Below are 26,359 nucleotides of genomic sequence, written 5' to 3'. Positions count from 1 at the left end.
CCTGACTGGAGGGTCACGTGACGCAAGCGCTGGTTCTGCTGTTCGCCTTACTCATCGGTGTGGTTGCGGGCCTGCGGGCGCTCACGCCGCCCGCGGTGGTGGCCTGGGGCGCCAAGCTCGGTTGGCTGCCGCTGGTGGGTACCTGGGCCGAATGGGTCGGCAACTGGATCACGGTGACGGTGCTGACGATCCTGCTGGTGGTCGAGTTGATCACCGATCAGTTGCCGAAGACTCCGGCGCGAACAGTGCCGTCGCAGTTCGGGGCCCGGTTGCTCACCGGTGCGTTCGCCGGCGCGGTCATCGGCGCCGGGTGGCACCACACGTTCATCGGTATGGGCGGCGGCATGATCGGCGCCGTCATCGGGACGCTGGCAGGCTTTCACGCGCGCCGAATCCTGGTGGCGCGCAACGGCGGACACGATCTACCGGTAGCGCTCGCCGAGGACGTCCTTGCGGTCGGCGGTGGCTTCGCGATAGCGGCCGTCGCACTGAGCGCCATCGGTCCGTATGTCGTCGTCTGAGGCCATCGCGTTCGACGCGGTGATCGTCGGCGCGGGACAAGCGGGACCGCCCTTGGCCGGCCGACTCGCCGAAGCCGGCCAGACCGTCGCCGTCATCGAGCGCAAGCTCGTCGGCGGCACCTGCGTGAACTACGGCTGCATCCCGACCAAGACGTTGGTCGCCAGTGCCCACGCCGCACACCTGGCCCGCCGCGGTGCCGAATACGGCATCGGTACCGGCGATGTCACCGTCGACATGGCAAAAGTCAAGGGCCGCAAGGACGGGATCGTCACTGCGGACCGCGAGGGCGTCGAAAGCTGGCTCGAAGGAATGGACGGCTGCACGCTGCTGCGCGGCCACGCACGTTTTCTGGACCCGCACACGCTGCAGGTGGGTGACCAACGGATCACCGGTGAGCAGATCTTCCTCAACACGGGCGGCCGCGCGACGGCCCCGGACATCCCCGGTCTGGCCGACGTCGACTACCTCACGAACGTCGGCATCCTCGAACTCGAGACGGTGCCAGAGCATCTGGTGATCATCGGCGGCAGCTACATCGGGCTGGAGTTCGCGCAGATGTTCCGCCGGTTCGGCGCCGAGGTCACGGTGGTCGAACGGGGACCACGGCTGGCCTCGCGCGAGGACGACGACGTCTGCGCCGCCATCAAGGACATCCTGGAGCGCGAGGGCATCGCAATACATCTGGGCGCCAGCGATATTCGGGTGGCCAAGGACGGCGACGGGGTGGCGGTCAGCACCGGCAGCGCCGTCGTGTCGGGCTCACATCTGCTGGTCGCCGTCGGCCGGGTACCCAACACCGACGATCTCGGCCTCGAAAAGGCCGGCGTGGCAACCGACTCCCGCGGATACATCACCGTCGACGATCAGCTCCGGACCACCGTCGACCACATCTGGGCCATGGGCGACTGTAACGGCAAGGGCGCGTTCACCCATACGTCGTACAACGACTTCGAGATCGTCGCGGCGAACCTGCTCGACAACGAACCGCGCCGGGTCAGTGACCGCATTCCCACCTATGCGCTGTACATCGATCCGCCGCTCGGGCGGGCCGGGATGACCGAGGCCCAGGTCCGGGCATCAGGACGAAAAGCGTTGGTGGGCAAGCGCCCGATGACCCGCGTCGGCCGGGCGGTCGAAAAGGGGGAGACGCAGGGCTTCATGAAGGTCCTGGTCGACGCCGAGACGAATCAGATTCTCGGCGCGTCCATCCTTGGTGTCGGTGGTGACGAGGTGGTCCACTGCATCCTCGATCTGATGGCCGCGAAAGCTCCGTACACCACCATGACGCACACCGTGCACATCCACCCGACCGTGTCCGAGCTGGTGCCCACGATGCTCGAGGGGCTCAAGCCCCTGCAGTAACGGGTTCCGTAACAGCCTGTGCCGCAGCGCGTCCGGCAATCAGCTGACGGGTGACTTCGGCAACACGCCGCCCCAGGTGCTCACACGTCGCGACATCGGACGGGTGCACCTCGTGCGGGTTGGCGTCGACGTCGGTCGCCGCCGCGGCGCCCAGCCAGAAGCCCAGCCGGTTCGGTTCGTCCTCGCTTGCGGTGGAGTGATTCCAGCCCGGGCCGAGGCCCAGGTTGACCCAGTGCATGTGATGCTGGGCGGCGAATACCGCCAGTGAGACAAGTGAATTGAGCTTGTCGCCGCTCTTGCAGCCGGAGTTGGTGAATCCGGCGGCGACCTTGTCGCGCCAGCTGCCCTCCTGGCAGCGGCGACCCGTCTGCTCGGCGAATGTCTGGAACGCCGCCGACACATTGCCCATGTAGGTGGCGGTGCCGAAGATGATCGCGTCGGCGATGTCCAGTGTCTGCCAGTCGTCTTCGGTGACATCACTCAATCGGACCAAGGTGACCGCTGCGCCCGCCGACCTGGCGCCGGCGGCGACGGCCTCGGCGAGGAACGCGGTGTGGCCGAACCCGGACTGGTAGGCGACGACCACGGCAGGGGCTGCGTGAAAGTTGTTGTCCGACATGAGTTCTCCTAGGTATTTGGGCTTGCGGGTGGGGCGTCGAGCGGGCTGTGGCCGGCGATCTCGGCGTATCGCTCCAGCCAGCCGGGCAGGGGAGTGCCGTCGAGCAGCGCTTGCAGCCGGTCGAGGAATGCCTGTGTGCCGGGCCGGAATCCGTTCGCGTTGGGCACGCCGAGGCCGCGATGGGTCATCCGGAGCAGGGTGCCGGTACCGTCGGCGGTGAGTTCGTAGCGGACGACGCCGGGTTCGACGATCTGCTGGTGCCATTCGTGCTCGAACACGTGCGGCGGATCCCAGACCAGGATGCGGCCCGTCATGCGCTTCATGTCCGGTGGCACGGGCGGTCCCGAGGCGACTGTCTCGATCGCGCCGCCCTCGCGGCCGTCGATGACGGTCTTGCCCATCCAGACGTCGCGATGTGCGGGTTCGGTGATCGCGGCCCACACCCGCTCGACGGGATGGCGCAGTCGCCGCTCGAATGTCAGCGTTGCGCGGTCACCGTCGACCGTGACGACGCCCTCGAGTTCATCGGTTGCCATGTTTCTCCTCGAATGTCGAATCCAGATGACGCTCAAGAGCATCCAGATGGTTGGTCCAGTAGCGGCGGTAGCGCTCGATCCACTGATCCATCGCGACCAGACCGTCGGCGCGCAGCGCATAGATGCGTCGTTGGGCGTCGGGCCGAACCTCGACCAGTCCGACCTCGCGCAACACCCGGAGGTGCCGGGACACTGTCGGCTGGGTCAGGCCGGGGAGGGTGGCGACCAGCTCACCCGCGGTGCGTTCGCCCTCGGCGAGTACGTCGAGCAGAGCGCGCCGGTTCGGTTCGGCGACCGCCTCGAAGACGTCCATGAGTACAGTATGTCTCACCATCTATATAGATGCAAGCGAATATAAACAGTACCGCGGTAGTAGCTCCAATCGACGTCGCTTCCCGGCGGAAATTGCTGCCGGATGCGGCCTTTGGGTGCTTGTAGCCTGTACATATTCGGCGCGTTGCGTCATCGAGTACTGCGCCGGCATGGGGGAAGCATGGCGAAACGTTCAACGGTGGAGCAGGCGTGGCAGGATGCGCTGCGACCGGCCTGCCGTGCCCGGGGGATGCGGTTCGTCGGTGGGTCCGGGTTCATCCTCGACGACATCTATCTCACCGAACAGTGCTATCCGCGGGCATTTCGCCCGGGCAAAGACTCAGACACGCTGCGCGTCATCTGGACCGTTGATATCAAGCCGCTGGCCGTCGACGAAATCCTCTGGGACGCTTTCCTTCCCGATGTTGCCATGGGTCCGCAGATGCGGATCAATCGTCGGGTCAACGGGGCGTTCAGGGTCCAGCCGCTGCGCATCGAAAACGGCTCGCTGGACCTCCCGGCCACTGACGAGCCGAATTGGGATCGGGTGTTCGACGCATTCGACTGCGCGCGAACCGAATTCATCACCGCGTACCCCACGGTGCGCGACTACGTGTCGGCACTCGAACAGCGCGCCGACGGCATCGCCCCGAACCGGGTGCTGACCCGCGCGGTTACCGCTCTGATCGCCGCCGGCCGCGCCGATGAGGCGGCACAGTTGGCGGACGACGCCATCGCCGCAGGCGAGGGTGGTGGCATGTCCTCTTCGGTCGATGTACTCAAGTACCTGTCCGCCTGGGCGAAAGGCCCGCAGGCGTACTACGACTTCAGGGTCGGTCTGAAACCCACTCATGATTACTGAGGTTCACGCCGGCAACCGAATCCATCATGCTTACCGCATCGGGCAGTTGTGGACCAGGACTGCCGCGGTGAGGGTGGCGACGTAAAAGGCGTGCGTGTTCGCGATCGTGAGATCCCACATGTCGGCCGAGCCGAAGACCGGTGTGCTGCCTGCGACATGCGCCACGCTGTCACGGAACGGGGTGGCCAATTGATCGCCGGGACGCAGGTCTCTGGCATCAACCCATTCGGCCCCCGGCCGACTCGCTGTGCCGGTGGTGGCCGCCAACTCGGAAACCTCAGACGATGCCGTGTGTGCGCGTGCCGTGCTGTAGAAGGGGTGCTTGGCGGTGGTGTGCACCACCGACGCGACATCGGCAGGGTTGGTGATCGTGACGTCGAGTAGTTCGGTGTCGTGGTCGATCAGGACCGCCTGCACCAGCTGACCGCTGGTGCGCCCGGTTTCCGGGTCAACTGACCACACCCGATCCCCGACCTTGAGCTCCGCGATGGGACGTTTGGTCCCGTCAGCCAGCAGAACCAGTGTCTCCGGGCTGAACGATTGACCGGCGCACGGAACCCGCTGTGCCAGTGGGGCTGCCGGCAGCTCGGTCGCGTTGACCGCTGCCGGAGACACCGCCGCTGTGTCGGCGAAAGGCTGTGCGAGTGACAGACCGGCGTGTTGTTCCGAGCGTGGACGATCGACGCCGGCCAGCCAAAATATCCCGCAGATCGACAGGATGATGGTGACCACCAAAGCCGCCGGCACCCGCCACCAACGGGTACGACTCCACCATGACCGCTCACCCGGTACAAAGTTCACCACGACGATTCCCCTGAATACACCAGTTCTGATATCCGTCGGCAATGTCGGACACGTTCTGCAGGTGTAGTCGGCAGCCGGTCCCGAAACCGAATGTCACCCGACGGTGATCTAGCGCACAGCAAATGACCGCGCCGACGCGGTCGCCGCTCTGAGTCGGGAGTTCTCGAATCTGCCGGCTCGACCGCTCGACGACGATTCGGGTCGCTCTTCGGCGTCCGGGATGTCAATGCGTGCAGGTCGGCCACGGAGAGCCTCTGGTAGTGGTAAGCGTTGCGTATGGCCGACGACCCCCTGCGTGCCAACTTCACGCCGGATGCTCTCGCGACGTTCCATGAGCTGGCGCAGCTGATCTACGAGGGCACGAGCATCGACGAGGTCTATCGCGCCGTTTGTGTGGCAGCCACGCTGATGGTGACAGGCTGCGACCATGCCAGCGTGTTGATGCGTGGCCGAGATGGCAAGTACGCCACGGTCGCGGCGAGCGATCACGTCGCTGCCGACGTGGACACGCTCGAATGTGCGGTTGGTGACGGGCCGTGCCTGGACGCGATCGAAACCGAAGCCGTGCAAATCGATGCCGACCTGGCGTCGCGCAGTCAGTGGCCATCGTTGGCCGCTTGTGTCCTGGCCTCCACGCCCGTGCGCGGTGCGATGGGTTTTCGGATGCTGGTCGACGGCCACAAAGTCGGCGCCCTGAACTTGTTCTCGGACACGCGTGGCGCCTTCGACACCAACTCGGCCGCGCAGGGCGTCGTCCTGGCATCGTTCGCGTCGGTAGCCGTCAGTGCCGCCGCGGGCGGCCAGGAGGTCGCCGGCCTGCGCCGGGCGTTGCAGTCGAATCGCGAAATCGGCAAAGCCATCGGCATGCTGATGGTGCTGTTCGATATCACCGACGCCGAAGCCTTCGACCGGCTCCGGCAAACGTCGCAAGACATGAACATCAAGCTGGCTGACGTCGCCGCTCGCATCGTCGCGCACCCTCGATATTTCCGGCCCGACGGTCCCGCATCGCCGTGATCAGCGGGCTCTGGCCTGTTGAGCCACCGACGCGCGCGCGTCCGCGGCGTGGGCCTCCCCGGTCTCCGTCGTGACCGGCGGCTGAAACCGTCGGCCGGGTAGCGCGAAGACGCCGGCGGCAGCCGCGGCATAGCAGATCGCGGCGATGACCGCGCACGCCGTGGTGATGCCGCTGAGGAATGAATGTTGCACGGCGGCAAGGAGTTCAGGGTTCGTGGTGGCGATCCCGAATGCGGTCGGCACGGAATTGCCGGCCTCTTCGGCTTTTCCGGTGACGGCGAACGCGCTGTCGGCGAGGCGGGCGCTGAAGATCGAAGAAAAGAGTGAACCGACGATGGCCACGCCGAATGTGGCACCCAGCTCACGGGTTGCGTCGTTGACCGCGGAACCGATGCCGGCCCGGGCCGGTGGCAGCACAAGCATGATGGATTCGGTTGCGGGAGTGGAGACGAGGCCGATGCCCAGGCCCATGAGCACCATCTGGGCAACGATAGTGGCCCAGTACGGGGTGTCGGTGCCGATGCTGCCGGCAATCCAGGCCATCGCGGTGCCGAAGGACGCCAGCCCGCTGACCACCACGGCGCGGGTGCCGATACGCGGGGCGAGCAGTCCGCCGGCGATGGAGCCGATCGCGATCGATCCTGCGACGGGCAGGATGCGCGCACCGGTCGCGAACGGGCTGAACGCTCGCAGCACCTGAAAGTACTGGGTGATCAGAAAGATGAAGCCGGACAACGCGAAGAAGGTGACGGCGACCGATGCGCTGGCGGCGCTGAAGCGGCGGTCGGTGAACAACCTGACGTCGAGCATGGGGTGTTCTGCTGCCTGCTCGATCGTCACGAACGCCAGCGTCAGCGCTGCGGCAGCAACAAATCCGAACAGTGTTGCGGGGCTGTGCCAGCCCCGGGCGGGGGCTTCGATGATGGTGTAGACGAGCACCCCGAGCAGTGCGGTCGAGGTGATCAGCCCCCGGATGTCGAGTGGCGGTACGCCCGGATCACGTGATTCCGGGACCAGAAAAGACCCGAGACCTGCTGCCAGCAGTGCCAACGGGATGAGCGCCCAGAACACGCTGCTCCATGAGAAGTGTTCCAGCAGAAGGCCTCCGGTGACGGGTCCGGCGGCGACGCCGACGCCGACCACCGCGCCCCAACCGCCGAGTGCCGCGGCGCGTTGGCGTCGGTCCGAGAACGTGTTGGTGATGATCGACAAGGTGGTGGGGAAGATCAGCGCGGCAAAGACTCCCATCCCGAACCTCGCCGCGACGAGCGTTCCGGTGGTGGTGGCCAGTGCGCCGATCCCACTGGTGACGGCGAAGCCCAGCAGACCGATCAGTAGCGCGGGGCGGCGACCGTAGCGGTCCGACAGGCTGCCTGCCGCCAAGACGAGGGCCGCGAAGGTCAGGGTGTAACCGTCGACGACCCATTGCAGGCCGCGGGTATCGGCGTGCAGTTGGGTCGCGATGCTGGGCAAGGCGACGTTGACGATCGTCACGTCCAGGTTGATGGCCAGGACTGCGACGTAGACGGCAGCCAAGATGCCCGCCTTGCGACGCGGCTCGTCTTGTCGTTCTGCGATTGTCATGGCAACCTCCGCTCGATGGTTGATATAATCAGGCGAACTTTAAAAAAGCAAGTAGGTGATGATGAGTCGAGAATACGGCCAGTACTGCGGACTCGCCCGGGCGTTGGATGTGGTGGGCGACAGGTGGAATCTGCTGATCGTCCGCCAGCTCTTGATCGGTCCGGCGCGCTTCGGTGAGCTGCGCGAGGGGCTGCCGGGGATCGCGACGAACCTCCTGACCGAGCGGCTCCGTGACCTCGAATCCGCTGGTGTGGTGGCGCGGCGTCTGTCCGACGAGGCCAACGCGATCACGTATGCCCTCACCGACTGGGGCGCCCAGTTGCGGGAGCCGATCTACGCCATGATCCGCTGGTCGACGCCGCTGATGATCCGCGGTCCCGAAGGGGACAGCTTCCGCACTGACGGGCTTCTCGTCGCGCTTCCGGCCCTGTTCGCCGGGCGTGCACCCGGCGGGCGGTCGACCGCGGTGGGAGTCGTGGTGGACGGTGTCACCGTCCAACTGAGCGCCACCGAGGCCGGCGTCGACGTCGGCTGGCCCGACGGGCGCAAGCTGGAAGCCGTGCTGACGGCCGAGGCGCAGATCGTTCTCGGGCTCGCAGCAGGCCTGCTTGCCCTTGACGACGTCGCTCCGCTCGTCGACATCGACGGCGACCTTGCGGCGTTGCGCGTCTTCTTCGACGCGCCCACATCCGCCGTCGACGTCGCGAAGTGATCCCGGCTCGTCAGCGCCGCTGCACCAACAGCGTCTGCGCTGACGTCCCGATGAAGCCCCGTTCGTCGAACAGCTCGGCCGTGGTCGACCCGAGGCCGTCGGGCCCGATCGAGCCGCGGGCCCGCAGACAGAACTCCGGGCCGACCGGCGCGCGGTGCAGGTGCACCGTGGTGTCGGTGTTCATGAACATGAACTCGTCCGGATCCAGCGCTGCGCCAACACCATTCGCGGAATCGACGACCATCGCCAGCCGCTGCAGGTCGGTCGGTTCCTCGTCGTCGACCAGTGAGATCAGCGGCCGCATCCACACCACCGAGGCGTTGGCGTCGTCGGGCTGCGGCACCCAGGTGACGGTCTCCAGATAGCCGGGCCGGCCCTGCCAGGAATGCCGGAGGCCGGTATCGGGCACCCGGTTCATCGGCGGGTACCGATCCAGGGCCGCGTCCCGGGTGTCGGTTACCGCCAGAAGCCAGGCCGACATCCGGGCCACCGCGCGTTCGGAACCGTCGCGCTGGGCGGCTGTCATCTCCGCGGTCATCATGCAGATGCGCGAGCCGGGCCGCGACACCCAGGCCCGAACCGCAACGGGCGCAACCGGAATTGCGCCGAGGATGTCGAGGGTCAGCCGGCCCACCTGCATACCGCTGCCGGCGGCCAGCTCTTCGATGGCCTTGGTCAGCAATGCCAGCGGCGGCGACCCGTGCTGGATGCTCTCATCCCAGTTGCTGCCGGTGCCCTCGGTCGATTCGAAGCGCTGCAGATCGCCGTCGGCGTCCAGCCGACGGTAGTAACAGTCGATCATGCGACCCCGAAGTTCTCGGGCCAGCCGGGGTACGGCGGGGGAGTGCCGCCGAAGGCCGGGCACAGGTCCTGGTGCGTGCACCACGAACACAGCTTGGACGGGTTGGGCCGGAAATCACCGGTCTCGCCCGACTTCTGGATGGCATGCCAGATGGCCATCAGCGTCTTCTCGAACCTTTCCAACTCGGCCAGATCAGGGCTGTAGTCCAGCACCTGACTGTCGGCCAGGTACAGCAGCCGCAGCCGCGCGGGCACCACGCCCCGCAGCCGGAGCAGGGCCACCGCGTAGAACTTCATCTGGAACATGGCCTTGAACTCGGCCAGTGCCCGGGCTTCCGGCGGGGCCTTCCCGGTCTTGTAGTCGACCACGCGGAGCTCGCCGGTCGGCGCGACGTCGATCCGGTCGACGAATCCGCGCAGCAGGGTGCCGTCGGACAACTCGACCTCGACGCGTTGTTCGCAGCTCTGCGGGTCGAACCGCGTCGGATCCTCGAGGCGGTAGTAGCCCGACAGCAGGGCGCGTGCTTCTTTGAGCAGCGTCTCCCGCAGCTCGGGCGCGATCTCCTCGGCGAGCTCGGGCTTCTCGGCCACCACGGCGTCCCACGCCGGTGTCACCAGCGACAGCGCCGTCTCGGGCACGCGGTCGGTGGCGGGCAGTGCGTACAGCTGCTCCAACGCGGCGTGCACCACCGAGCCCCGCAACTGCGCGGTCGACGGCGGCTCCGGCAGCCGGTCGATGGCCCGGAACCGGTAGAGCAGCGGGCACTGTTTGAAGTCACCGGCCCGTGACGGCGACAGTGCCGGCCGTCGGACAGGGACGGTGGGTGTCGTCATGCCTGCAGCTTAAGTGGGGGCAACGACAAAGTTGCCGAACCCCGGCCGTCTGCCCGGGTGGGTCGGCTGGCAGGCTGGCCCGGTGAGAATCACCGGACCCTTCACCGTCGGCGACCGCGTCCAACTGACCGACGCCAAAGGCCGCCACTACACCATGGTGCTGGCGACGGGTGGAGAATTCCACACCCACCGCGGCATCATCGCCCACGATTCGGTGATCGACCAGCCCGAGGGCAGCGTCGTGAAATCCACCAACGGCGACCCGTTCCTGGTGCTGCGTCCGCTGCTGATCGACTACGTCCTCTCGATGCCGCGCGGCGCGCAGGTGATCTACCCGAAGGACGCCGCGCAGATCGTGCACGAGGGCGACATCTTCCCGGGCGCAAGGGTTTTGGAAGCCGGCGCCGGCTCCGGAGCGCTGACGTGTTCGCTGGTGCGGGCCGTCGGCCCGGGCGGCTCCGTGACGTCCTACGAAGTGCGTGACGACCATGCGGTGCACGCGGTGCGCAACGTCGAGACGTTCTTCGGCGAGCGCCCGGAGAACTGGAACCTGGTGATCGCCGATCTGAACGACTACGACGGTGGAGAGGTCGACCGCGTCGTGCTCGACATGCTCGCGCCGTGGGACGTGCTGGAGACAGTGTCGAAGGCACTGGTCCCCGGCGGCGTCCTGATCGTCTACGTCGCGACCGTCACGCAGCTGTCGAAGACGGTCGAGGCGCTCCGCGAGCAGCAGTGCTGGACCGAGCCGCGGTCCTGGGAATCGCTGCAGCGCGGCTGGGACGTCGTCGGACTCGCGGTGCGACCACAGCATTCGATGCGGGGCCACACCGCATTCCTCATCAGTGCACGCCGCCTCGCGCCGGGGGCGGTGACGCCGCAGCCGCTGCGGCGCAAGCGCAACATCTAGTCCTCGCTGCTGACGAGGCCGAGCTGCACGGAAAGCAGCTCGATCTCCGGGCGTCCGGCGACCCGACCCACATCGACAGCTCAGCGGCCGGGCGCCGGCGAAGCGCCCGCGGCGCCCGGACCGCCGGGCTGTCCCACCTTGAGCAGCAGGTTCGCGGTTTGCCGGTTGAGCTGCCAGGCGTCCCGGATGGGACTGAATTCCATGGGGAACGTGAACTTGTTGTCCGGCGCGGCGACCGAACTGATGGTGATCGTGGCGATGATGTCGCCCGGCTGTCCGGCCGACCACAACAGGTCCGTCGCCGTCACGTTCATCGGATTGAAGCCGTTGTCGCGCAGCGCCTTGGTGAAGCTGTCCAGCCCGGCCTGATCTTCGGCGGTGCCGTATTGGATCAGCCCGATCTTTTGTGCTGACGGCACCGCGGGGTCCGCGATCCTGTACAGCACCGAGGTGATCGCGTCGGGAGACGGCAGCGGCGCCGCCTCGGGCGCCTTGGCGTCGGTGGTCAGCAGTGAACGGGGCATCGGATCGGCGGGCGGCTCGACGTGCTCACTGCACCCGGCCAACCCGATCGCCGCCGCGACGACGGCGATCAAGGTCCCTCGGGTCGGATTCACCGGGCTGGTCCTGGCGCCTACTTCACCGACGACAGCAGGGCCATGGCCGACCCCTTGGACAGTTGCCAGCCGGTGGGGCTGGGGCCGGCGACGAACGTCAGCGGCTGCGAGGCGGTGGCGCCGGTGGCGGCGGTGGCAGTGACGTTGGCCGTCGCGGTGCCGTCACCGAGGTCATCGATGTCGGCAACGGCGAAGCTCAGGGGAAACACGCCCTGCTTCACGGCGTTGCTGTAGGCCCGGTCGGCGGTGATGGCCTCGAGCCGTCCGACACCGCCCTGGATATAGCTGCCCTTGGACCCGGCGAAGCTCCCGGCGGCCGTCAGCCCGTTGAGGGTGGACACCAGCGACGTCTGCAGGCCCGGCGCGGGCGCCTGGGGCAGCGGCACCTGGCGGACGACCGGCGCGACCGTCGACGTTCCAGTGGTCGGGATGGCCGTCTGCGAAGCCACGGTCGTCCCGGCGGCTGCGGCACCGACGAGGGCGGTGGCTGCGATGCCGGTGACGAGGGATTTGACGATCACTGCGGTCCTTTCGATGAGCCCGACTCGCGTATGAGATTAACAGCGCGGTCAGAGAGACACCCGTGTGTCGCAATTCCTTCGACGCCCACGATCGGCAGATCGCCGGTAGCGTTGAGGTATCCGCCGCACCAACTTCCGGTGTGGGAAAGGAGCGCAAGATGTCTGAAATGGATCGCCCGGACGCCTTCGGCAACCCGGGCATACCTCGTCAGAACCCCATGTCCAGCACCGATGCCGCCGAGTTGGCGCGGCTTCGTAGCGAGACGGCGGCGCTGCGCGAGCAGCTCACCAACGCGGCCGCGACGCATCGCGGACCGCGGGACGTGCAGCAGCTCGAAGCCCGCATCGATTCGCTGACGACCCGTAACGGCAAGTTGATGGACACCCTCAAAGAGGCGCGGCAGCAGTTGCTGGCGCTTCGCGAAGAGGTCGATCGGCTGGGGCAGCCGCCCAGCGGTTACGGCGTCTTGCTGCTGGCCCACGACGACGACACCGTCGACGTCTTCACCTCCGGTCGCAAGATGCGGCTGTCGGTGTCGCCGAACATCGAGGTGTCCGAGCTCAAGCAGGGCCAGACCGTCCGCCTCAACGAGGCGCTGACGGTGGTCGAGGCGGGTTCGTTCGAAGCGGTCGGCGAGATCAGCACGCTGCGCGAAATCCTGAACGACGGCAAGCGCGCCCTCGTCGTCGGCCATGCCGACGAGGAGCGCATCGTGTGGCTCGCGGAACCGTTGGTCGCCCAGGAGTTCATGGCCCCTGAGGTCGCCGAGGTGCTCGAGGACTACGACGACGATCTGCGGCCCCGCAAGCTGCGGCCGGGCGACTCGCTGCTGGTCGACAGCAAGGCCGGGTACGCCTTCGAGCGGATTCCCAAGGCCGAGGTCGAGGATCTGGTCCTCGAAGAGGTGCCCGACGTCGCCTACAGTGACATCGGTGGCCTGACGCGCCAGATCGAGCTGATCCGCGACGCGGTGGAACTGCCGTTCCTGCACAAGGATCTGTACAAGGAGTACTCACTGCGGCCGCCGAAGGGCGTGCTGCTGTACGGCCCTCCGGGTTGCGGCAAGACGCTCATCGCGAAGGCCGTCGCCAACTCGCTGGCCAAGAAGATGGCCGAGATTCGTGGCGATGACGCCCGGGAAGCGAAGAGCTACTTCCTGAACATCAAGGGCCCGGAGCTGCTCAACAAGTTCGTCGGCGAGACCGAGCGGCACATCCGCCTGATCTTCCAGCGGGCGCGTGAGAAGGCCTCCGAAGGCACCCCGGTGATCGTGTTCTTCGACGAGATGGACTCGATCTTCCGTACCCGTGGCACCGGCGTCAGTTCCGACGTCGAAACCACCGTGGTGCCACAGCTTCTCAGTGAGATCGACGGTGTCGAGGGCCTGGAGAACGTCATCGTCATCGGCGCCTCCAACCGCGAGGACATGATCGACCCGGCCATCCTGCGGCCCGGCCGCCTGGACGTGAAGATCAAGATCGAGCGGCCGGACGCCGAAGCCGCGCAGGACATCTTCAGCAAGTACCTCACCGAGGACCTGCCGGTGCACGCCGACGACCTGGCCGAGTTCAACGGCGACCGGGCGCTGACCATCAAGGCCATGATCGAGAAGATCGTGGACCGGATGTACGCCGAGATCGACGACAACCGCTTCCTCGAGGTGACCTACGCCAACGGGGACAAGGAAGTCATGTACTTCAAGGACTTCAACTCCGGCGCCATGATCCAGAACGTCGTGGACCGGGCCAAGAAGTACGCGATCAAGTCGGTGCTGGAAACCGGGCAGCGTGGTCTGCGGGTGCAGCATCTGCTGGACTCCATCGTCGATGAGTTCGCCGAGAACGAGGACCTGCCCAACACCACCAATCCCGATGACTGGGCGCGGATCTCGGGCAAGAAGGGCGAGCGGATCGTCTACATCCGCACGCTGGTCACCGGCAAGTCGTCGAGCGCCAGTCGCGCGATCGACACGGAATCCAACCTGGGGCAGTACCTGTAGTCACGTCGAGGGTGAGGGCCGTGCACGCAAATCTCCGGATTTGCGGACACGGTCCTCACGCTTGTCTGAGGTCGGCGAGGTAGCGGTCCCGAGCGTCCAGCCGGCGGCGCAGGCTGTCGATCTGCGGGTCGACGAACTCGGCGCGGTACTCGGCATCGGTCGTCGTGCGTGCGGTGATGTACATGAAGGTCAGGGCGCCCAGGAAGAGCGTCGTCTGGATCAGCGACTCCGGGATGGGCAGCGTCATGCCGAAGATGGAGCCGTCCGGTGAGCCGTTGTTGCGTGTCCATTCCGCCAGCAGCTTGGGACTGATCAGGATCAGGCCGAGCACCAGAAAGATGAATGCCGTCACCAGCGCGACGATCAGCAGCTGCAACACCTGCGACATGGCCAGGACGAACACCACGTTGACCCGTTCGATGCGGGACAAGGGGATTCGGTGTTCGGGCGTGGGCAGGTGTACGAACGGTGTGTCGGCCAGTACCGCGTTCTGGGTCTCGGGTGCGTCAGGTGCCGACGCGGTCAGCATCGGCCGGACCCGGTCGATGGTGGTCGCGATGACGAACGCCACGGCGATCAGTGCCAGGAAGCCCAGTGCGGACCACAGCCGCGCCCGGCTGACGATCGCCGCCATCAGCCAGACGTAGGTGTTGAAGAACACCAGTACCGTCAACAGCATGATCGGCAGGGCCCGCACGAAGAGGCTGCCCACCAGTGTCAGGCTGTGTGCCGTGGTGTCCAGGGCCCAGCCCACGATCGAGCCGATTCCGGTCGCGGTGCAGACCAGGATGACGGCGACGATCACACCGACGTAGATCAGGTTGGCGCCGATTTTCGGACCGGGACCACCGAGCACCGCGCCGACGGCGCACACGGCGACCGACACCGCGGCCGCTGCGGCGCGACCCCGCCACGACGCGATGCGCGACACCAGCCAGCCGGCCAGCGCGGCCACGGGCGCCACCAGCAGGAGCAACGCCAGGACGAACCACTCGGTCCGGGTGGGCTGGCCCTCGATGTTGATGGTGTGTTTGCCGGTGACTGCGGTGACGAGGATCGAGTTGGCCATGAACACCGCGAACCCGGCCAGCGTCGGCGCAGAGCGTTGCCAGAGCCGTCGCACGAGTGCTCCCGGACGCAGCACCGCGGGCAGTCCCCGGCGTAGAAACCACGTCTCCGCGGCGACTCGGTCGCTCCGCGATGGCTTGTCCCGTCGCTCTACGCGCCCAGATGTGGTCATGCGGCTAATCGTCGCGTATCGACAGCCGTCTAGTCTTGCGGCATGCAACGGATCATCGGAACTGAGGTCGAATACGGCATTTCCTCGCCGTCTGATCCGACCGCGAACCCGATCCTCACGTCCACCCAGGCAGTACTGGCGTACGCGGCGGCCAGCGGCATCCAGCGGGCCAAGCGCACCCGGTGGGACTACGAAGTCGAGTCCCCGCTGCGCGACGCGCGTGGCTTCGACCTGAGCCGCTCCACGGGCCCGGCCCCGATCGTCGACGCCGACGAGATCGGCGCGGCCAACATGATCCTCACCAACGGTGCCCGCCTGTACGTCGACCACGCCCACCCGGAGTACTCGGCTCCCGAGGTCACCGACCCGATGGACGCCGTCATCTGGGACAAGGCCGGCGAACGCGTCATGGAGGCCGCTGCGCGGTACGTGGCCAGCGTCCCGGGCGCGGCGCGGCTGCAGCTGTACAAGAACAACGTAGACGGCAAGGGCGCGTCGTACGGCACGCACGAGAACTACCTGATGAGCCGGCAGACGCCGTTCAACTCGGTGATCGCCGGGCTGACGCCGTTCTTCGTGTCCCGCCAGGTCGTGACGGGTTCCGGCCGGGTCGGTATCGGGCAGTCGGGGGATGAGCCGGGCTTCCAGCTGACCCAGCGTGCCGACTACATCGAGGTCGAGGTCGGGCTCGAGACGACGCTCAAACGCGGCATCATCAACACCCGCGACGAGCCGCACGCCGATGCCGACAAGTACCGCCGGCTGCACGTCATCATCGGTGACGCCAACCTCGCCGAGACGTCGACGTACCTCAAGGTGGGCACCACGTCGCTGGTGCTCGACCTCATCGAGTTCGGCCAGGCCGAGGGCATCGACCTGTCCGACCTGGCGCTGGCGCGGCCGGTGCACGCGGTGCACGTGATCAGCCGCGACCCCTCGCTGCGCGCGACCGTGGCCCTGGCCGACGGCCGCGAGCTGACCGCCCTTGCCCTGCAACGTATCTACCTGGACCGGGTGGCCAAGCTGCAGGAACGTCGCGATCCCGACCCACGCGCGGACCATGTCCTCGAGACCTGGGCGCACGTCCTGGACCTGCTGGAGCGCGATCCGATGGAATGCGCCGAAATCCTGGACTGGCCGGCCAAGTTGCGCCTGCTTGAGGGCTTCCGGCAGCGGGAGAACCTGAGCTGGAACGCGCCGCGTCTGCACCTGGTGGACCTGCAGTACTCAGATGTGCGGCTGGACAAGGGTCTGTACAACCGCCTGGTGGCGCGCGGCTCGATGAAACGGCTGGTCACCGAGCAGCAGGTGCTCGACGCGGTGGACAACCCGCCCACCGACACCCGCGCCTACTTCCGTGGCGAGTGCCTGCGCCGGTTCGGCGCGGACATCGCCGCGGCCAGCTGGGATTCGGTGATTTTCGACCTCGGCGGCGAGTCGCTGGTGCGGATTCCGACGCTGGAACCGCTGCGTGGAAGCAAGGCCCACGTCGGTGCGTTGCTCGATTCAGTGGACAGCGCGGTCGAGTTGGTGGAACAGCTCACCACGTAACTGCTTGTGTTCCCGGGGAACCCGGGCGCGGACCGGTAGTGTGAAGTCAGAGAATCGAGCAATCAGGAGGCGGCGATGGCTCAGGAACAGACCAAGCGCGGTGGCGGCGGCGGCGAGGACGACGATCTCTCCGGCCCGGCTGGCGCAGGTCAGGAACGTCGCGAGAAGCTCGCTGAGGACACCGACGACCTGCTCGATGAGATCGACGACGTGTTGGAGGAGAACGCCGAGGACTTCGTGCGCGCGTACGTCCAGAAGGGCGGCCAGTGACCCCGGCATTCGGGCCTTTCTCTGATCGACTGGATGTCACCTCACCCCACCTGAACCTGTCCTCGTTTTCGGACTTTCTCAGCCGGCAGGCGCCCCACCTGCTGCCGGTGGTGGCGGGGGATGCTGTGACCACCGGTGCCGACCTGCCCCATGGCACGACGATCGTCGCGATCAAGTACCCCGGCGGGGTGCTGATCGCAGGTGACCGGCGCGCCACCCAGGGCAACATGATCGCCAGCCGTGACGTGCAGAAGGTGCACATCGCCGACGACTACACCGCTACCGGCATCGCCGGCACCGCGGCCATCGCGGTGGAGTTCGCGCGGCTGTACGCCGTCGAACTCGAGCACTACGAGAAGGTCGAAGGTGTCCCGCTGACGTTCCGCGGCAAGGTCAACCGGCTGGCCACCATGGTGCGCGGAAATCTGGGCGCGGCCATGCAGGGCTTCGTCGCGCTGCCGCTGCTGGTCGGCTACGACCTGGACGACTCCGACCCGGGCAACGCGGGTCGCATCGTCTCGTTCGACGCCGCGGGCGGCTGGAACTTCGAGGACGAGGGCTACCAGTCGGTGGGCTCGGGCTCGCTGTTCGCGAAGTCGTCGATCAAGAAGCTGTATTCGCATGTGACCGACGCTGATTCGGCGCTGAAGGTCGCCATCGAGTCGCTGTACGACGCTGCCGACGACGATTCGGCCACCGGCGGACCGGATCTGACACGTGGCATCTATCCTACCGCGGTACTGATCGGCGCCGAGGGCGCCGAAGAGGTGACCGAGGAGCGTATCGCCGCGCTGGCCCGGGAAGTCATCGCCAACCGGACGCGCGCGAAAGGTAATGCCTGATGAGCTTTCCGTATTTCATCTCGCCCGAACAGGCGATGCGGGAACGTTCCGAGCTTGCGCGCAAAGGCATTTCGCGGGGTCGCAGCGTTGTCGTGCTGGCCTACGACGGGGGCGTGCTGTTCGTCGCCGAGAACCCGTCGCGGTCGCTCCAGAAGGTCAGCGAGCTGTATGACCGCGTCGGTTTCGCCGCGGTCGGCCGGTTCAACGAGTTCGACAACCTGCGTCGCGGCGGCATCCAGTTCGCCGACACCCGGGGTTACGCCTACGACCGGCGCGATGTCACCGGCCGTCAGCTGGCCAACGTCTACGCCCAGACGCTCGGCACCATCTTCACCGAGCAGGCCAAGCCCTACGAGGTCGAACTGTGTGTCGCCGAGGTCGCGCACCATGGCGAGACGAAAGCCCCTGAGCTGTACCGGATCACCTACGACGGATCGATCGCGGACGAGCCGCATTTCGTCGTCATGGGTGGTACGACCGAGCCGATCATCGCCGCACTCAACGACTCCTACGAGGAGAACGCGAGCCTGGCCGACGCGGCGAAGATCGCCGTCGACGCGCTGCATGCCGGGGCCGGCGACCGGGTGCTGGGGGCATCCACACTCGAGGTCGCGATTCTCGATGCCAAGAGGCCGCGTCGCGCATTCCGCCGGATCACCGGTGCGGCGCTGGACGCGATCCTGCCGAAGACCGAGGCTGACGGCACCGCCGAGGGTGAGGCCAAGGACGGCGCCGAGCCCGAGGGCGACGCCACCGAGTAATCACTCGGCCGACGGCACCGTCGCCAGTCCGCGGAGTAGCACCGTGATGCCGAATTCGAAAGCGTCGTCGGCGCGTTCGGGTTTGGTGCTGCCGGTGGCCAGTGCGGCCGCGAACTCCGGACCGACATCGGCGCCGGCCCGCCAGGGCTCGTCGGGCGCGGCGACATCGAGCGCCGAACCGAGCACGAACGAGTCGATCAGCGTAATGGCCCGCAGCGTGTCCGCCGGATCGAACCCGGCCCGGTCGAACGCGACGGCCAGCACGTTGTACATCGTGAGGGCGTGGTCGCTGTTCACCGCGTGCGAGGTCAGCAGGGGGATGAGCCGCGGGTAGCGGGCGTAGCTCTGCCGGTACGACCGCATGATGTCGGCGACGACTTCGGTCCACGGGCGGTGCGGGTCGTCGGCGGGCAGCGCGACGTCCGACATCGCCCGTTCGCGGAGGAGTTCGACGATCTGTTCACGTCCGGCGACGTGGTTGTACAGCGATGACGGGCTGACCTTGAGCGCCCGGGCCAGTTCTGGGACGGTGAAGCCACCGGTCTTGTTGACCAAATCCATTGCTGCGCCGGCGATGCGATCCGTGGAAAGCAGCGGTTTGGAGGGGCGGCCCATGGCATATGTCTACTACCTCTTTACAAGCGCGGGTAGTTGGGGTCACAATAAAACGAATCACATTCGTTTTAGGAGTTCGCCTGATGATCACCCTGACCGCAACCGCACCCGAGTCGCTGTCCCGCAGCACCGAGTCGACGCGACCGCCGGTGCGGGTCGGCCTGGTGCAGCACCGCTGGCGTCCCGACGCCGACGAGCTCACCAAGGCGCTGCGCGACGGAATCGACCGGGCCGCGGGTGAGGGCGCTGCGCTGGTGTGTCTGCCGGAGATCACCCTGCTGCGGTACCCCGCAGACACCCCGGCCGGGCCGAACCCGGGTGACACCGCCGAAGATCTCATCGACGGACCGACGTTCGCGCTGGCCGCCGAGGCGGCCCGGGCCAACGGCATCTTCGTGCACGCGTCGCTCTACGAAAAGTCCCAGGCGGCAGACGGTTTGGGCTTCAACACCGCGATCCTGGTGACGCCGTCGGGCGAGCTGGCCGGCCGGACCCGCAAGATGCACATCCCGATCTCAGCCGGATACTACGAGGACACCTATTTTCGTGCCGGCCCGGCCGAGGGCAACCCGTACCCGGTGTACGAGCCCGCGGGGCTCGGCGCCAAGCTCGGCATGCCGACGTGCTGGGACGAGTGGTTCCCCGAGGTGGCGCGCAACTACTCGCTCGGCGGCGCCGAGATCGTCGTATACCCGACGGCCATCGGCTCCGAGCCGGTCTTTCCCGCCTTCGACACCCAGCCGCTGTGGCAGCAGGTCATCGTCGCCAACGGCATCAACAGCGGCCTGTTCATGGTGGTGCCCAACCGAATCGGCGACGAGGGCACCGTGACGTTCTACGGCTCGTCGTTCATCTCCGACCCGTACGGCCGGGTGCTGGTACAGGCGCCGCGCGACGAGGAGGCGGTGTTGGTTGCCGATCTGGACCTCGATCAGCGCCGCGACTGGCTGGAGCTGTTCCCGTTCCTGCTGACCCGGCGACCGGAGAGCTACGGCGCGCTGACCGCACCCGTTGACGTGCAGCGCCCGTACGGTGCCGGTCACGAGGCCACCGCGGTGGTGAAATGACGAACTACGTGATGCCTGCTGAGAGTGCGCCGCAGGACCGGGTATGGATGGCGTTCCCTTCGGAAGGTTATTCGTTGGGGGACACCGAAACCGAGCATCACGAAGCCCGCTCGACGTGGGCGGCGGTGGCACACGCGGTGCTCGAGTTCGAACCGGTGACCGTGGTGGTGGACCCGGCGGAAACGGCCGCCGCGCAGCGGTACCTGTCCGCCGAGGTCGAGATCGTCGAGGCGCCGCTGAACGACGCCTGGATGCGCGACATCGGCCCGACGTTCGTGCATGCCGACGACGGTTCGGTTGCCGCGGTCGATTGGGTGTTCAACGGCTGGGGTGCCCAGGACTGGGCGCGCTGGGATCGGGACGCGAAAATCGGTGCCGCGGTTGCCGGTTGGGCCGGCGCCCCGGTGGTGAGTTCGGCGCTGGTCAACGAAGGCGGCGGTATCCAGGTCGACGGGCAGGGCACTGTGCTGGTCACCGAGACCGTCCAGCTGGACCCCGGCCGCAATCCGGGCGCGACGAAGGCCGACATCGAGGCCGAGCTGGCCCGCACCATCGGTGCCACGCATGCGGTGTGGTTGCCGCGTGGTCTGACCCGTGATTCGGAGCGCTTCGGCACCCGCGGACACGTCGACATCGTCGCGGCCATCACCTCACCGGGGCGCCTACTGCTGCATGCGCAGCGCTCTGACGCGCATCCGGATCACCTGGTGTGCAAGGAGATTCGCGCGGCCCTCGCCGAGACCTGTGACGCCACGGGCCGGCCGTGGGAGATCGTCGAACTCCCGGCACCGGATCTGCTGACCGACGCCGAGGGCTACGTCGACTACAGCTACATCAACCACCTGGTGGTCAACGACGGCGTCATCGCGTGTGCGTTCGGTGATCCGCGAGATGCCGACGCGGCGGCAATCCTGGCCGAGCAGTACCCGGGCCGCCGCGTGGTCAGTGTCGACGCGCGGCCGCTGTTCGAGCGCGGTGGCGGCATCCACTGCATCACGCAGCAGCAGCCGTCGGCCGTGCACATCGCGCCCGAATCTCCGAATTAGCAGGGCCCAGGGTTATTCGATACTTTCGGCAATGGCGCGGAGAAACTCGACGTTCTCGAGATCGCGGTTGGTCTCCTCGGAACTGGATGTCCCGTAGCGGCGATTGGCCGACAGCTTGACGATGGTGGTTGCCCGGGCGGGGTTGACGTACACGAGCTGGTTGAGTACGCCGATGGCGCTGAAATCGCCTTTGTCGCCGGCGGGTATCCACCACTGGTAGCCGTAGCCCAGGTCGATGCCGTGGTCGCCGACGATCGGTCGGCCGGGTTCGCGGATGGGTGAGTTGATGGTCGTCGAGACGCGGACCCACTCGGCGGAAACGATCTGCCGGCCCTGCCACATTCCGTTGTTGCGGTACAGCTCGCCGAGCCTGGCAAAGTCGCGGGCGGTGAGATTGAGTCCGGCATAGGACATTTCGGTGCCGAGCAGATCGGTGACCCAGAAGCTCGGCGACTCGAATCCGAGTGGTTCGACGAGTTTGTCGGTCATGTATTCCGACACACTCCGGCCGACGGCATGCGCGATCAGCGCACCCAGTATCTGCGTCTCGCCGGAGTTGTAGCGGCACACCGTGCCCGGTGCGCTTTCCGTGGCCATCCGGGCAACGAAACCGTCGAGTCCGCCGCGGCGGCCCATCATTGCCTGCGTGAGCCGGTGGACGTCCGAGGCGGGATCGTGGTAATCCTCGTTCCACCGGGCACCCGAGGACATCTGCAAAACATTCCGGATCGAGACACCGTCGTAGGCCGACCCCGGCTCGACGGGCACGTAATCACTTATCGCGCGGTCGATGTCGGCGATGTGTCCGTCGTCCATCGCGATTCCGACGAGGGCCGAAATGAAGCTCTTGGCCACCGACATCGACAGCCAGTTGACCGCCGGTCCGCCGGTGAGGAGATAGCGCTCGAAGCGGAGCTGTCCGTCCACGAGCACAAGTAGGGCCGCGGTATCGGTGTCGGCCAGAAATTGCTCGGTGGATTTCGTGCTCCCCTCGAACGCATATGACGCCGGTAGCGAGATGGGCGGGCCGGCCGGCCAGGGGGCCGGGCTGGTGGATGCCGGCATCCGGCGGACGGGCGCGAGTTCGTCGATCCGCATGAGGTTTTCATGCTGCGGCGCGCCGGTGAACAGGCCGATCTCGGCCAACGATGCGGGACGGCGGGGAGCGATCATCTTGCGTGCCAAATAGCGCACGGTGAATGCCGCGGCAGCGGCGGGACGACGTGTCACCGTAGTAACCTCCTATAGACGCACCAAGTGGTATGCGTACCAGATGGTACGCATAAAAATGGTGGGCTGTACAGATGTGGCAGGAGGAGCGATCGATGGACGGCGAAACACCACGTATCGACGGGCGAACGGCGCGATTTCAGCACCGCCGTCCGGAATTGCTCGGCGCCGCGGCCGAGTACGTCCTCGACAACGGGCTGGCCGAGTTGTCCTTGCGGCGGCTTGCGGAGGCACTCGGTGTCACGCATGCGACGTTGCTGCGGCACTTCGTGTCGAAAGACGAGTTGGTGCTCGAAGTGACGGAGTACATTCGCGCAGACTTCGAGACGCGCCTGGCCGCGGATGTGGACCTGTTGCCCGGCCACTCCGTCGCCGACCTGGCAAGGGCCTTGTGGTCTCGCCTGTGCGAGCCACGCGAGCAACGTCAATTCCGGTTACTGTTCGAGCTCTTCGCCAGCCGGGGTCTGGGTGACGAGCGGCTCACCGAGTCGATGATCCACGGTTGGGTCGCGTTGATCTCCGATCGCATCGTCGCCGCAGGTGGCTGGAACCGGCAGGACGCGCGGGCACTGGCCACTGTGCTGCTGGCTCAGTTTCGTGGCTTGCAACTCGACTTGATGCTGACCGGTGAACGAGCACGGGTCGATGCGGCACTTGAGATTTCGCTGCGACCATTCGAACAACCGCACCGATAGCGGGTGCTCGGTAGCATGCCCGGCATGCCCATCAAACTCGAGAACGTCGGCATCGCCGTGCGCGATCTCGACGCGACCATCGCGTTCTTCACCGACCTCGGCCTCACAGTCGTCGGACGCGCCACGGTCAGCGGCGAGTGGACCGACACCGCCGTCGGCCTCGACGGCAACCACGCCAACATCGCGATGCTCGAGACGCCGGACGGTCACGGCCGGATCGAGCTGTTCGAGTACATCCATCCCGAAGCCATCGAATCCGAACCCACCCGCCCCAACGACATCGGTATGCACCGCGTCGCGTTCTCGGTCGACGACATCGACGAGGCCCTCGCGATCGCCGCCAGGCACGGCTGTCATCCACTGCGTGGCGTGGCGACTTATGAGGACATCTACAAGCTCACGTACGTCCGCGGCCCCAGCGGCATCATCGTGATGTTCGCCGAAGAGCTCAAGAAGAGCTGAGGGCCATCAGCCGGCTGATGGCGGCTCCGACCTGGTCACGTTTGTTCGCGCCGTTGCGTACCACCCACGACGTCAGGTGTTCGAGCAGCTCCCGGATCTCCAGGAGCGCCTGAATGCGCTGCCCCTCATCGGTTTTCCCGTTCAGCACGTCGGACCACAGGGTGTCGAGATCGAGGATGTCGCGCACCGTCGCATAGGCCATCGCCACGTCGGACGTGCTGACCGACAGCCGTTCCTGCATGCGGTAGATGGTGCCGGGACCGACCCGGTTGATGAGCTCACCGGCGACCGACGTCGCGACGATCTCGCGGCGCAGCGGGTGGTTCGCGATCGCTGCGCGGACGTGCTCGGCAATGGCGGCCGGGAAGTACTGCTCCAGGCGGCCGACGAACAACTCGTGATCCGGCACGTCGGAGGCCAACAGCTCCTGGGACACCAGGTTCTTGGATTGCGCCAGCAGCACGGCGATTTCGGGCCGGGTGAGTCCGAGCCCGACAAGACGGCGGCGGTCCAGTTCCTGCTTCGACGGCAGTCCCTCGACATCGGGATCGACGCCGGCCACGTCCTGCAGGTTGCCGATCAGCCGGACGTGCCGCTCGAGGAGTGAGCCGGCTTCCGCGGCAGCCATGCTGATCGCGAGAATCTGGTCGGCGTTGTCGGCCAGCACCCGCGCGGCGACGTCGTCGGTGGCGCCGGCCAGCAGTGCATTGCGTTGTGCGGTGGCGATATTGCCGGAGTCCAGCGCGATCTTGAGGTTGACTTCGAGGTCGGATGTGGCGACACCGGCGGCGTTGTCGATGAAGTCGGCGTTGACCCGGCCGCCGTTCAGCGCGAACGCGATCCGGGCCTGCTGCGTCAGGCCGAGGTTGCCGCCCTCACCGATCACCTTGCACCGCAACTGCGATGCGGTGACCCGCACCCGGTCGTTGGCCTTGTCCTGGGCGTCGGCGTCGGTCTCGTCGTCGGCGCGGACATAGGTGCCGACGCCGCCGTTCCACAGCAGGTCGACCGGTGCGCGCAGCACCGCGCTGATCAGCTCGTCGGGCGTGCATTCGGCGGCCGTGATGCCCAGGCGGGTCCGGGTCTGCTCCGACAGCGGAATCGACTTGGCGGTGCGTGACCACACCCCGCCGCCCGACGAGATCAGTGCCGGGTTGTAGTCCTGCCAGCTGGAGCGGGGGAGTGCGAAGAGACGTTCGCGCTCGCCGTACGAAGTCTCCGGATCCGGATTCGGATCGAGGAAGATATGCCGGTGGTCGAACGCCGCGACGAGCTTGATGTTGCGCGACAGCAGCATTCCGTTGCCGAACACGTCGCCCGACATGTCGCCGATGCCGGCGACGGTGAACGGGTCGACATCGATGTCATGACCGGCCTCGGCGAAATGCCGGCGTACCGACAGCCACGCACCGCGGGCGGTGATCCCCATGGCCTTGTGGTCGTATCCGGCCGACCCGCCGGAGGCGAAGGCGTCGCCCAGCCAGAAATCGTATTCGGCGGCAATGGAATTGGCCAGGTCCGAGAAGGTGGCGGTGCCCTTGTCGGCGGCCACGACGAGGTAGGCGTCGTCGCCGTCGGGGCACACGGTGCGGTCGGGGTGGCGGATGGCGCCGTCGACGATGTTGTCGGTGACGTCGAGCAGGCCGCGGATGAAGGTGCGGTACCCGTCGGCGGGATCGACAGTGGCAGAACGCAAGACGAAGGCACCCTTGGCGCCGGTCGGCACGATCGGGGCGTTCTTCACGGCCTGCGTCTTCATCAGGCCCAGGACCTCGGTCCGGAAGTCCTCGGCGCGGTTGGACCAGCGCAGTCCGCCGCGGGCGATCGCGCCGCTGCGCAGGTGTACGCCCTCGACGGTGTCGGAGTGCACGAAGATCTCGCGGTACGGCACAACGGGTCCGGTGATGGAGAGCCTCGACGAGTCGATCTTGAACGAGACGTAATCCTTGGGCCGGCCGTCGGCGCCGACCTGGAACCAGTTGGTGCGCAACGTCGCAGTGACGAACGCATGTAGCGCCCGCCGGATCCGGTCGTCGTCCAGTGAGGTGGCGGCTTCAACGAGGGCCGCGACCTCGCGGTCCGCCTGCTCGATGTCGGCGGCGGCGTCCGGGTTGAACCGGGCATCGAACAGGGCCAGCAGCGCGTTCACGAATTCGGGAGCGGCAACGAGGGATTCGATGATGTAGTCCTCGGAGAATCCCAGCCCCGTCTGCCGGAGGAACCGGCATGCGGCGCGGATCAGCACCGCCCGGCGCCAATCGATGCCGGCTGCGGCGATGAGCATCGCGAACCGGTCGACGTTCCAGCGCCCCGCGATGGCGGCCTCGCAGGCCTGGGCGACCAGGTCGCGTGTCGCGTCCGGGAGCGAGAGGTCGCCGAACTCGTAGTAGTGGCCGGCGTCATCGGAGTGGTGGTAGGAGGCGACGCGCAGGCCGAATGACTCGAACATCGCGCAGACGTCGGCCAGCAGCGGCGGGTGCCCGGGCCACTGGATTTGGGCGTGGTTGTTCAGCCCGTCGGCGTCGAAGGACACCCGGGCAGCGGAATTCTGCATGGAGAGGATTACT

28 protein-coding genes are annotated in these 26,359 nt (G+C 66.8%); 15 read left to right on the top strand and 13 right to left on the bottom strand.

The genetic code is table 11. From position 1 onward, the window contains the following. Positions 1–17 precede the first annotated feature (17 nt). Together QRN63_RS12805 and QRN63_RS12800 are read left to right on the top strand one after the other, a co-directional pair. A complete protein-coding gene (locus QRN63_RS12805; RefSeq protein ID WP_267316798.1) occupies positions 18–521 on the top strand; it encodes a DUF4126 family protein in 504 nt (167 codons plus the stop codon). After that, positions 508–1,884 (top strand): FAD-containing oxidoreductase, encoded by a 1,377-nt coding sequence (locus tag QRN63_RS12800; RefSeq protein ID WP_285031076.1) that lies wholly within the window; start codon positions 508–510, stop codon positions 1,882–1,884. The genes QRN63_RS12805 and QRN63_RS12800 overlap by 14 nt, the downstream gene beginning before the upstream one ends. Here the strand turns inward: QRN63_RS12800 and QRN63_RS12795 are convergent. Genes QRN63_RS12795 through QRN63_RS12785 form a run of 3 tightly spaced genes read right to left on the bottom strand, consistent with a single transcriptional unit; the run spans position 1,868 to position 3,352 of the window. Beyond that, positions 1,868–2,503, bottom strand: a complete 636-nt coding sequence (locus QRN63_RS12795) for a flavodoxin family protein (protein WP_285031075.1) — start codon at positions 2,501–2,503, stop codon at positions 1,868–1,870. The genes QRN63_RS12800 and QRN63_RS12795 overlap by 17 nt on opposite strands. A gap of 8 nt (positions 2,504–2,511) precedes the next feature. Then, the gene (locus QRN63_RS12790; protein WP_285031074.1) at positions 2,512–3,039 is read right to left on the bottom strand and encodes an SRPBCC family protein; all 528 of its coding nucleotides are present in this window, start codon (positions 3,037–3,039) and stop codon (positions 2,512–2,514) included. Continuing rightward, positions 3,026–3,352: an ArsR/SmtB family transcription factor gene (locus QRN63_RS12785; protein WP_267316802.1), complete on the bottom strand. Its 327-nt coding sequence runs from the start codon at positions 3,350–3,352 to the stop codon at positions 3,026–3,028. Before QRN63_RS12785 ends, QRN63_RS12790 begins: the two co-directional genes overlap by 14 nt. 180 nt (positions 3,353–3,532) lie before the next feature. Between QRN63_RS12785 and QRN63_RS12780 the strand changes: the two genes are divergently transcribed. Next, positions 3,533–4,213, top strand: a complete 681-nt coding sequence (locus QRN63_RS12780; RefSeq protein WP_285031071.1) for a hypothetical protein — start codon at positions 3,533–3,535, stop codon at positions 4,211–4,213. 30 nt (positions 4,214–4,243) lie between these two features. Here the strand turns inward: QRN63_RS12780 and QRN63_RS12775 are convergent, their stop codons facing one another. Then, complete coding sequence (locus QRN63_RS12775) at positions 4,244–5,017, bottom strand: Hint domain-containing protein (RefSeq protein ID WP_285031070.1); 774 nt, start codon at positions 5,015–5,017, stop codon at positions 4,244–4,246. Positions 5,018–5,293: 276 nt separating this feature from the next. On the opposite strand from QRN63_RS12775, the gene QRN63_RS12770 reads away from it, so the two are divergent. After that, the gene (locus QRN63_RS12770; protein ID WP_267316806.1) at positions 5,294–6,034 is read left to right on the top strand and encodes a GAF and ANTAR domain-containing protein; all 741 of its coding nucleotides are present in this window, start codon (positions 5,294–5,296) and stop codon (positions 6,032–6,034) included. Here the strand turns inward: QRN63_RS12770 and QRN63_RS12765 are convergent, their stop codons facing one another. Beyond that, the gene (locus tag QRN63_RS12765; protein ID WP_285031069.1) at positions 6,035–7,618 is read right to left on the bottom strand and encodes an MFS transporter; all 1,584 of its coding nucleotides are present in this window, start codon (positions 7,616–7,618) and stop codon (positions 6,035–6,037) included. It abuts the gene before it with no gap. Between the two features lie 61 nt (positions 7,619–7,679). Between QRN63_RS12765 and QRN63_RS12760 the strand changes: the two genes are divergently transcribed. After that, on the top strand, positions 7,680–8,330 hold the full coding sequence (locus QRN63_RS12760) for a winged helix-turn-helix transcriptional regulator (protein WP_285031068.1): 651 nt from the start codon (positions 7,680–7,682) through the stop codon (positions 8,328–8,330). Between the two features lie 10 nt (positions 8,331–8,340). Here the strand turns inward: QRN63_RS12760 and QRN63_RS12755 are convergent, their stop codons facing one another. Together QRN63_RS12755 and QRN63_RS12750 are read right to left on the bottom strand one after the other, a co-directional pair. Beyond that, positions 8,341–9,132: a thioesterase family protein gene (locus QRN63_RS12755; protein WP_267316809.1), complete on the bottom strand. Its 792-nt coding sequence runs from the start codon at positions 9,130–9,132 to the stop codon at positions 8,341–8,343. Then, positions 9,129–9,965 (bottom strand): RecB family exonuclease, encoded by an 837-nt coding sequence (locus QRN63_RS12750; RefSeq protein WP_267316810.1) that lies wholly within the window; start codon positions 9,963–9,965, stop codon positions 9,129–9,131. The genes QRN63_RS12755 and QRN63_RS12750 overlap by 4 nt, the downstream gene beginning before the upstream one ends. Positions 9,966–10,047: 82 nt before the next feature. Between QRN63_RS12750 and QRN63_RS12745 the strand changes: the two genes are divergently transcribed. Continuing rightward, entirely contained in the window at positions 10,048–10,875 is an 828-nt protein-coding gene (locus tag QRN63_RS12745) for a tRNA (adenine-N1)-methyltransferase (RefSeq protein WP_064861072.1), read from the top strand. A gap of 80 nt (positions 10,876–10,955) precedes the next feature. On the opposite strand, the gene lppK is transcribed toward QRN63_RS12745, so the two are convergent. Continuing rightward, positions 10,956–11,492 carry a lipoprotein LppK gene (lppK, locus tag QRN63_RS12740; protein ID WP_285031066.1) on the bottom strand — a complete coding sequence of 179 codons (537 nt, stop codon included), beginning with the start codon at positions 11,490–11,492 and terminating at the stop codon, positions 10,956–10,958. 17 nt (positions 11,493–11,509) lie between these two features. Next, entirely contained in the window at positions 11,510–12,013 is a 504-nt protein-coding gene (locus QRN63_RS12735; protein ID WP_267316812.1) for an MTB12 family secreted protein, read from the bottom strand. 167 nt (positions 12,014–12,180) lie between these two features. Between QRN63_RS12735 and arc the strand changes: the two genes are divergently transcribed. Beyond that, the gene (arc, locus tag QRN63_RS12730) at positions 12,181–14,013 is read left to right on the top strand and encodes a proteasome ATPase (protein WP_410506068.1); all 1,833 of its coding nucleotides are present in this window, start codon (positions 12,181–12,183) and stop codon (positions 14,011–14,013) included. A 55-nt stretch (positions 14,014–14,068) separates the two neighbouring features. Here the strand turns inward: arc and QRN63_RS12725 are convergent, their stop codons facing one another. Then, positions 14,069–15,253: a hypothetical protein gene (locus tag QRN63_RS12725; protein ID WP_267316814.1), complete on the bottom strand. Its 1,185-nt coding sequence runs from the start codon at positions 15,251–15,253 to the stop codon at positions 14,069–14,071. Between the two features lie 42 nt (positions 15,254–15,295). On the opposite strand from QRN63_RS12725, the gene dop reads away from it, so the two are divergent. The 4 genes from dop (at position 15,296) to prcA (ending at position 18,677) form a co-directional block, all read left to right on the top strand. After that, entirely contained in the window at positions 15,296–16,804 is a 1,509-nt protein-coding gene (gene dop / locus QRN63_RS12720; RefSeq protein WP_285031065.1) for a depupylase/deamidase Dop, read from the top strand. 75 nt (positions 16,805–16,879) lie between these two features. Continuing rightward, entirely contained in the window at positions 16,880–17,074 is a 195-nt protein-coding gene (locus QRN63_RS12715) for a ubiquitin-like protein Pup (protein ID WP_267316816.1), read from the top strand. Next, positions 17,071–17,916, top strand: coding sequence for a proteasome subunit beta (gene prcB / locus QRN63_RS12710; protein WP_267316817.1), 846 nt, complete (start codon positions 17,071–17,073; stop codon positions 17,914–17,916). Before QRN63_RS12715 ends, prcB begins: the two co-directional genes overlap by 4 nt. After that, positions 17,916–18,677, top strand: coding sequence for a proteasome subunit alpha (gene prcA / locus QRN63_RS12705; protein WP_267316818.1), 762 nt, complete (start codon positions 17,916–17,918; stop codon positions 18,675–18,677). The genes prcB and prcA overlap by 1 nt, the downstream gene beginning before the upstream one ends. Here the strand turns inward: prcA and QRN63_RS12700 are convergent, their stop codons facing one another. Continuing rightward, positions 18,678–19,292 carry a TetR/AcrR family transcriptional regulator C-terminal domain-containing protein gene (locus QRN63_RS12700; protein WP_285031064.1) on the bottom strand — a complete coding sequence of 205 codons (615 nt, stop codon included), beginning with the start codon at positions 19,290–19,292 and terminating at the stop codon, positions 18,678–18,680. It abuts the gene before it with no gap. Between the two features lie 83 nt (positions 19,293–19,375). On the opposite strand from QRN63_RS12700, the gene QRN63_RS12695 reads away from it, so the two are divergent. Both QRN63_RS12695 and QRN63_RS12690 read left to right on the top strand, forming a co-directional pair. Continuing rightward, entirely contained in the window at positions 19,376–20,359 is a 984-nt protein-coding gene (locus tag QRN63_RS12695; RefSeq protein WP_285031063.1) for a nitrilase-related carbon-nitrogen hydrolase, read from the top strand. Beyond that, complete coding sequence (locus QRN63_RS12690; RefSeq protein ID WP_285031062.1) at positions 20,356–21,405, top strand: agmatine deiminase family protein; 1,050 nt, start codon at positions 20,356–20,358, stop codon at positions 21,403–21,405. The genes QRN63_RS12695 and QRN63_RS12690 overlap by 4 nt, the downstream gene beginning before the upstream one ends. 12 nt (positions 21,406–21,417) lie before the next feature. On the opposite strand, the gene QRN63_RS12685 is transcribed toward QRN63_RS12690, so the two are convergent. Continuing rightward, positions 21,418–22,635, bottom strand: coding sequence for a serine hydrolase domain-containing protein (locus QRN63_RS12685; RefSeq protein WP_285031061.1), 1,218 nt, complete (start codon positions 22,633–22,635; stop codon positions 21,418–21,420). A 95-nt stretch (positions 22,636–22,730) separates the two neighbouring features. On the opposite strand from QRN63_RS12685, the gene QRN63_RS12680 reads away from it, so the two are divergent. Continuing rightward, a complete protein-coding gene (locus QRN63_RS12680; protein WP_285031060.1) occupies positions 22,731–23,330 on the top strand; it encodes a TetR/AcrR family transcriptional regulator in 600 nt (199 codons plus the stop codon). A gap of 24 nt (positions 23,331–23,354) precedes the next feature. After that, the gene (locus tag QRN63_RS12675; RefSeq protein ID WP_267316824.1) at positions 23,355–23,792 is read left to right on the top strand and encodes a VOC family protein; all 438 of its coding nucleotides are present in this window, start codon (positions 23,355–23,357) and stop codon (positions 23,790–23,792) included. On the opposite strand, the gene QRN63_RS12670 is transcribed toward QRN63_RS12675, so the two are convergent. Continuing rightward, the gene (locus QRN63_RS12670; RefSeq protein ID WP_285031059.1) at positions 23,779–26,346 is read right to left on the bottom strand and encodes an NAD-glutamate dehydrogenase domain-containing protein; all 2,568 of its coding nucleotides are present in this window, start codon (positions 26,344–26,346) and stop codon (positions 23,779–23,781) included. The genes QRN63_RS12675 and QRN63_RS12670 overlap by 14 nt on opposite strands. Positions 26,347–26,359: the final 13 nt, after the last annotated feature.

It is taken from the genome of Mycolicibacterium sp. lyk4-40-TYG-92 (genome assembly GCF_030209435.1).
GTDB lineage: Bacteria > Actinomycetota > Actinomycetes > Mycobacteriales > Mycobacteriaceae > Mycobacterium.
Note: the sequence above shows the minus strand (reverse complement) of the source record. Positions and strands in the feature narration are given on the sequence as shown.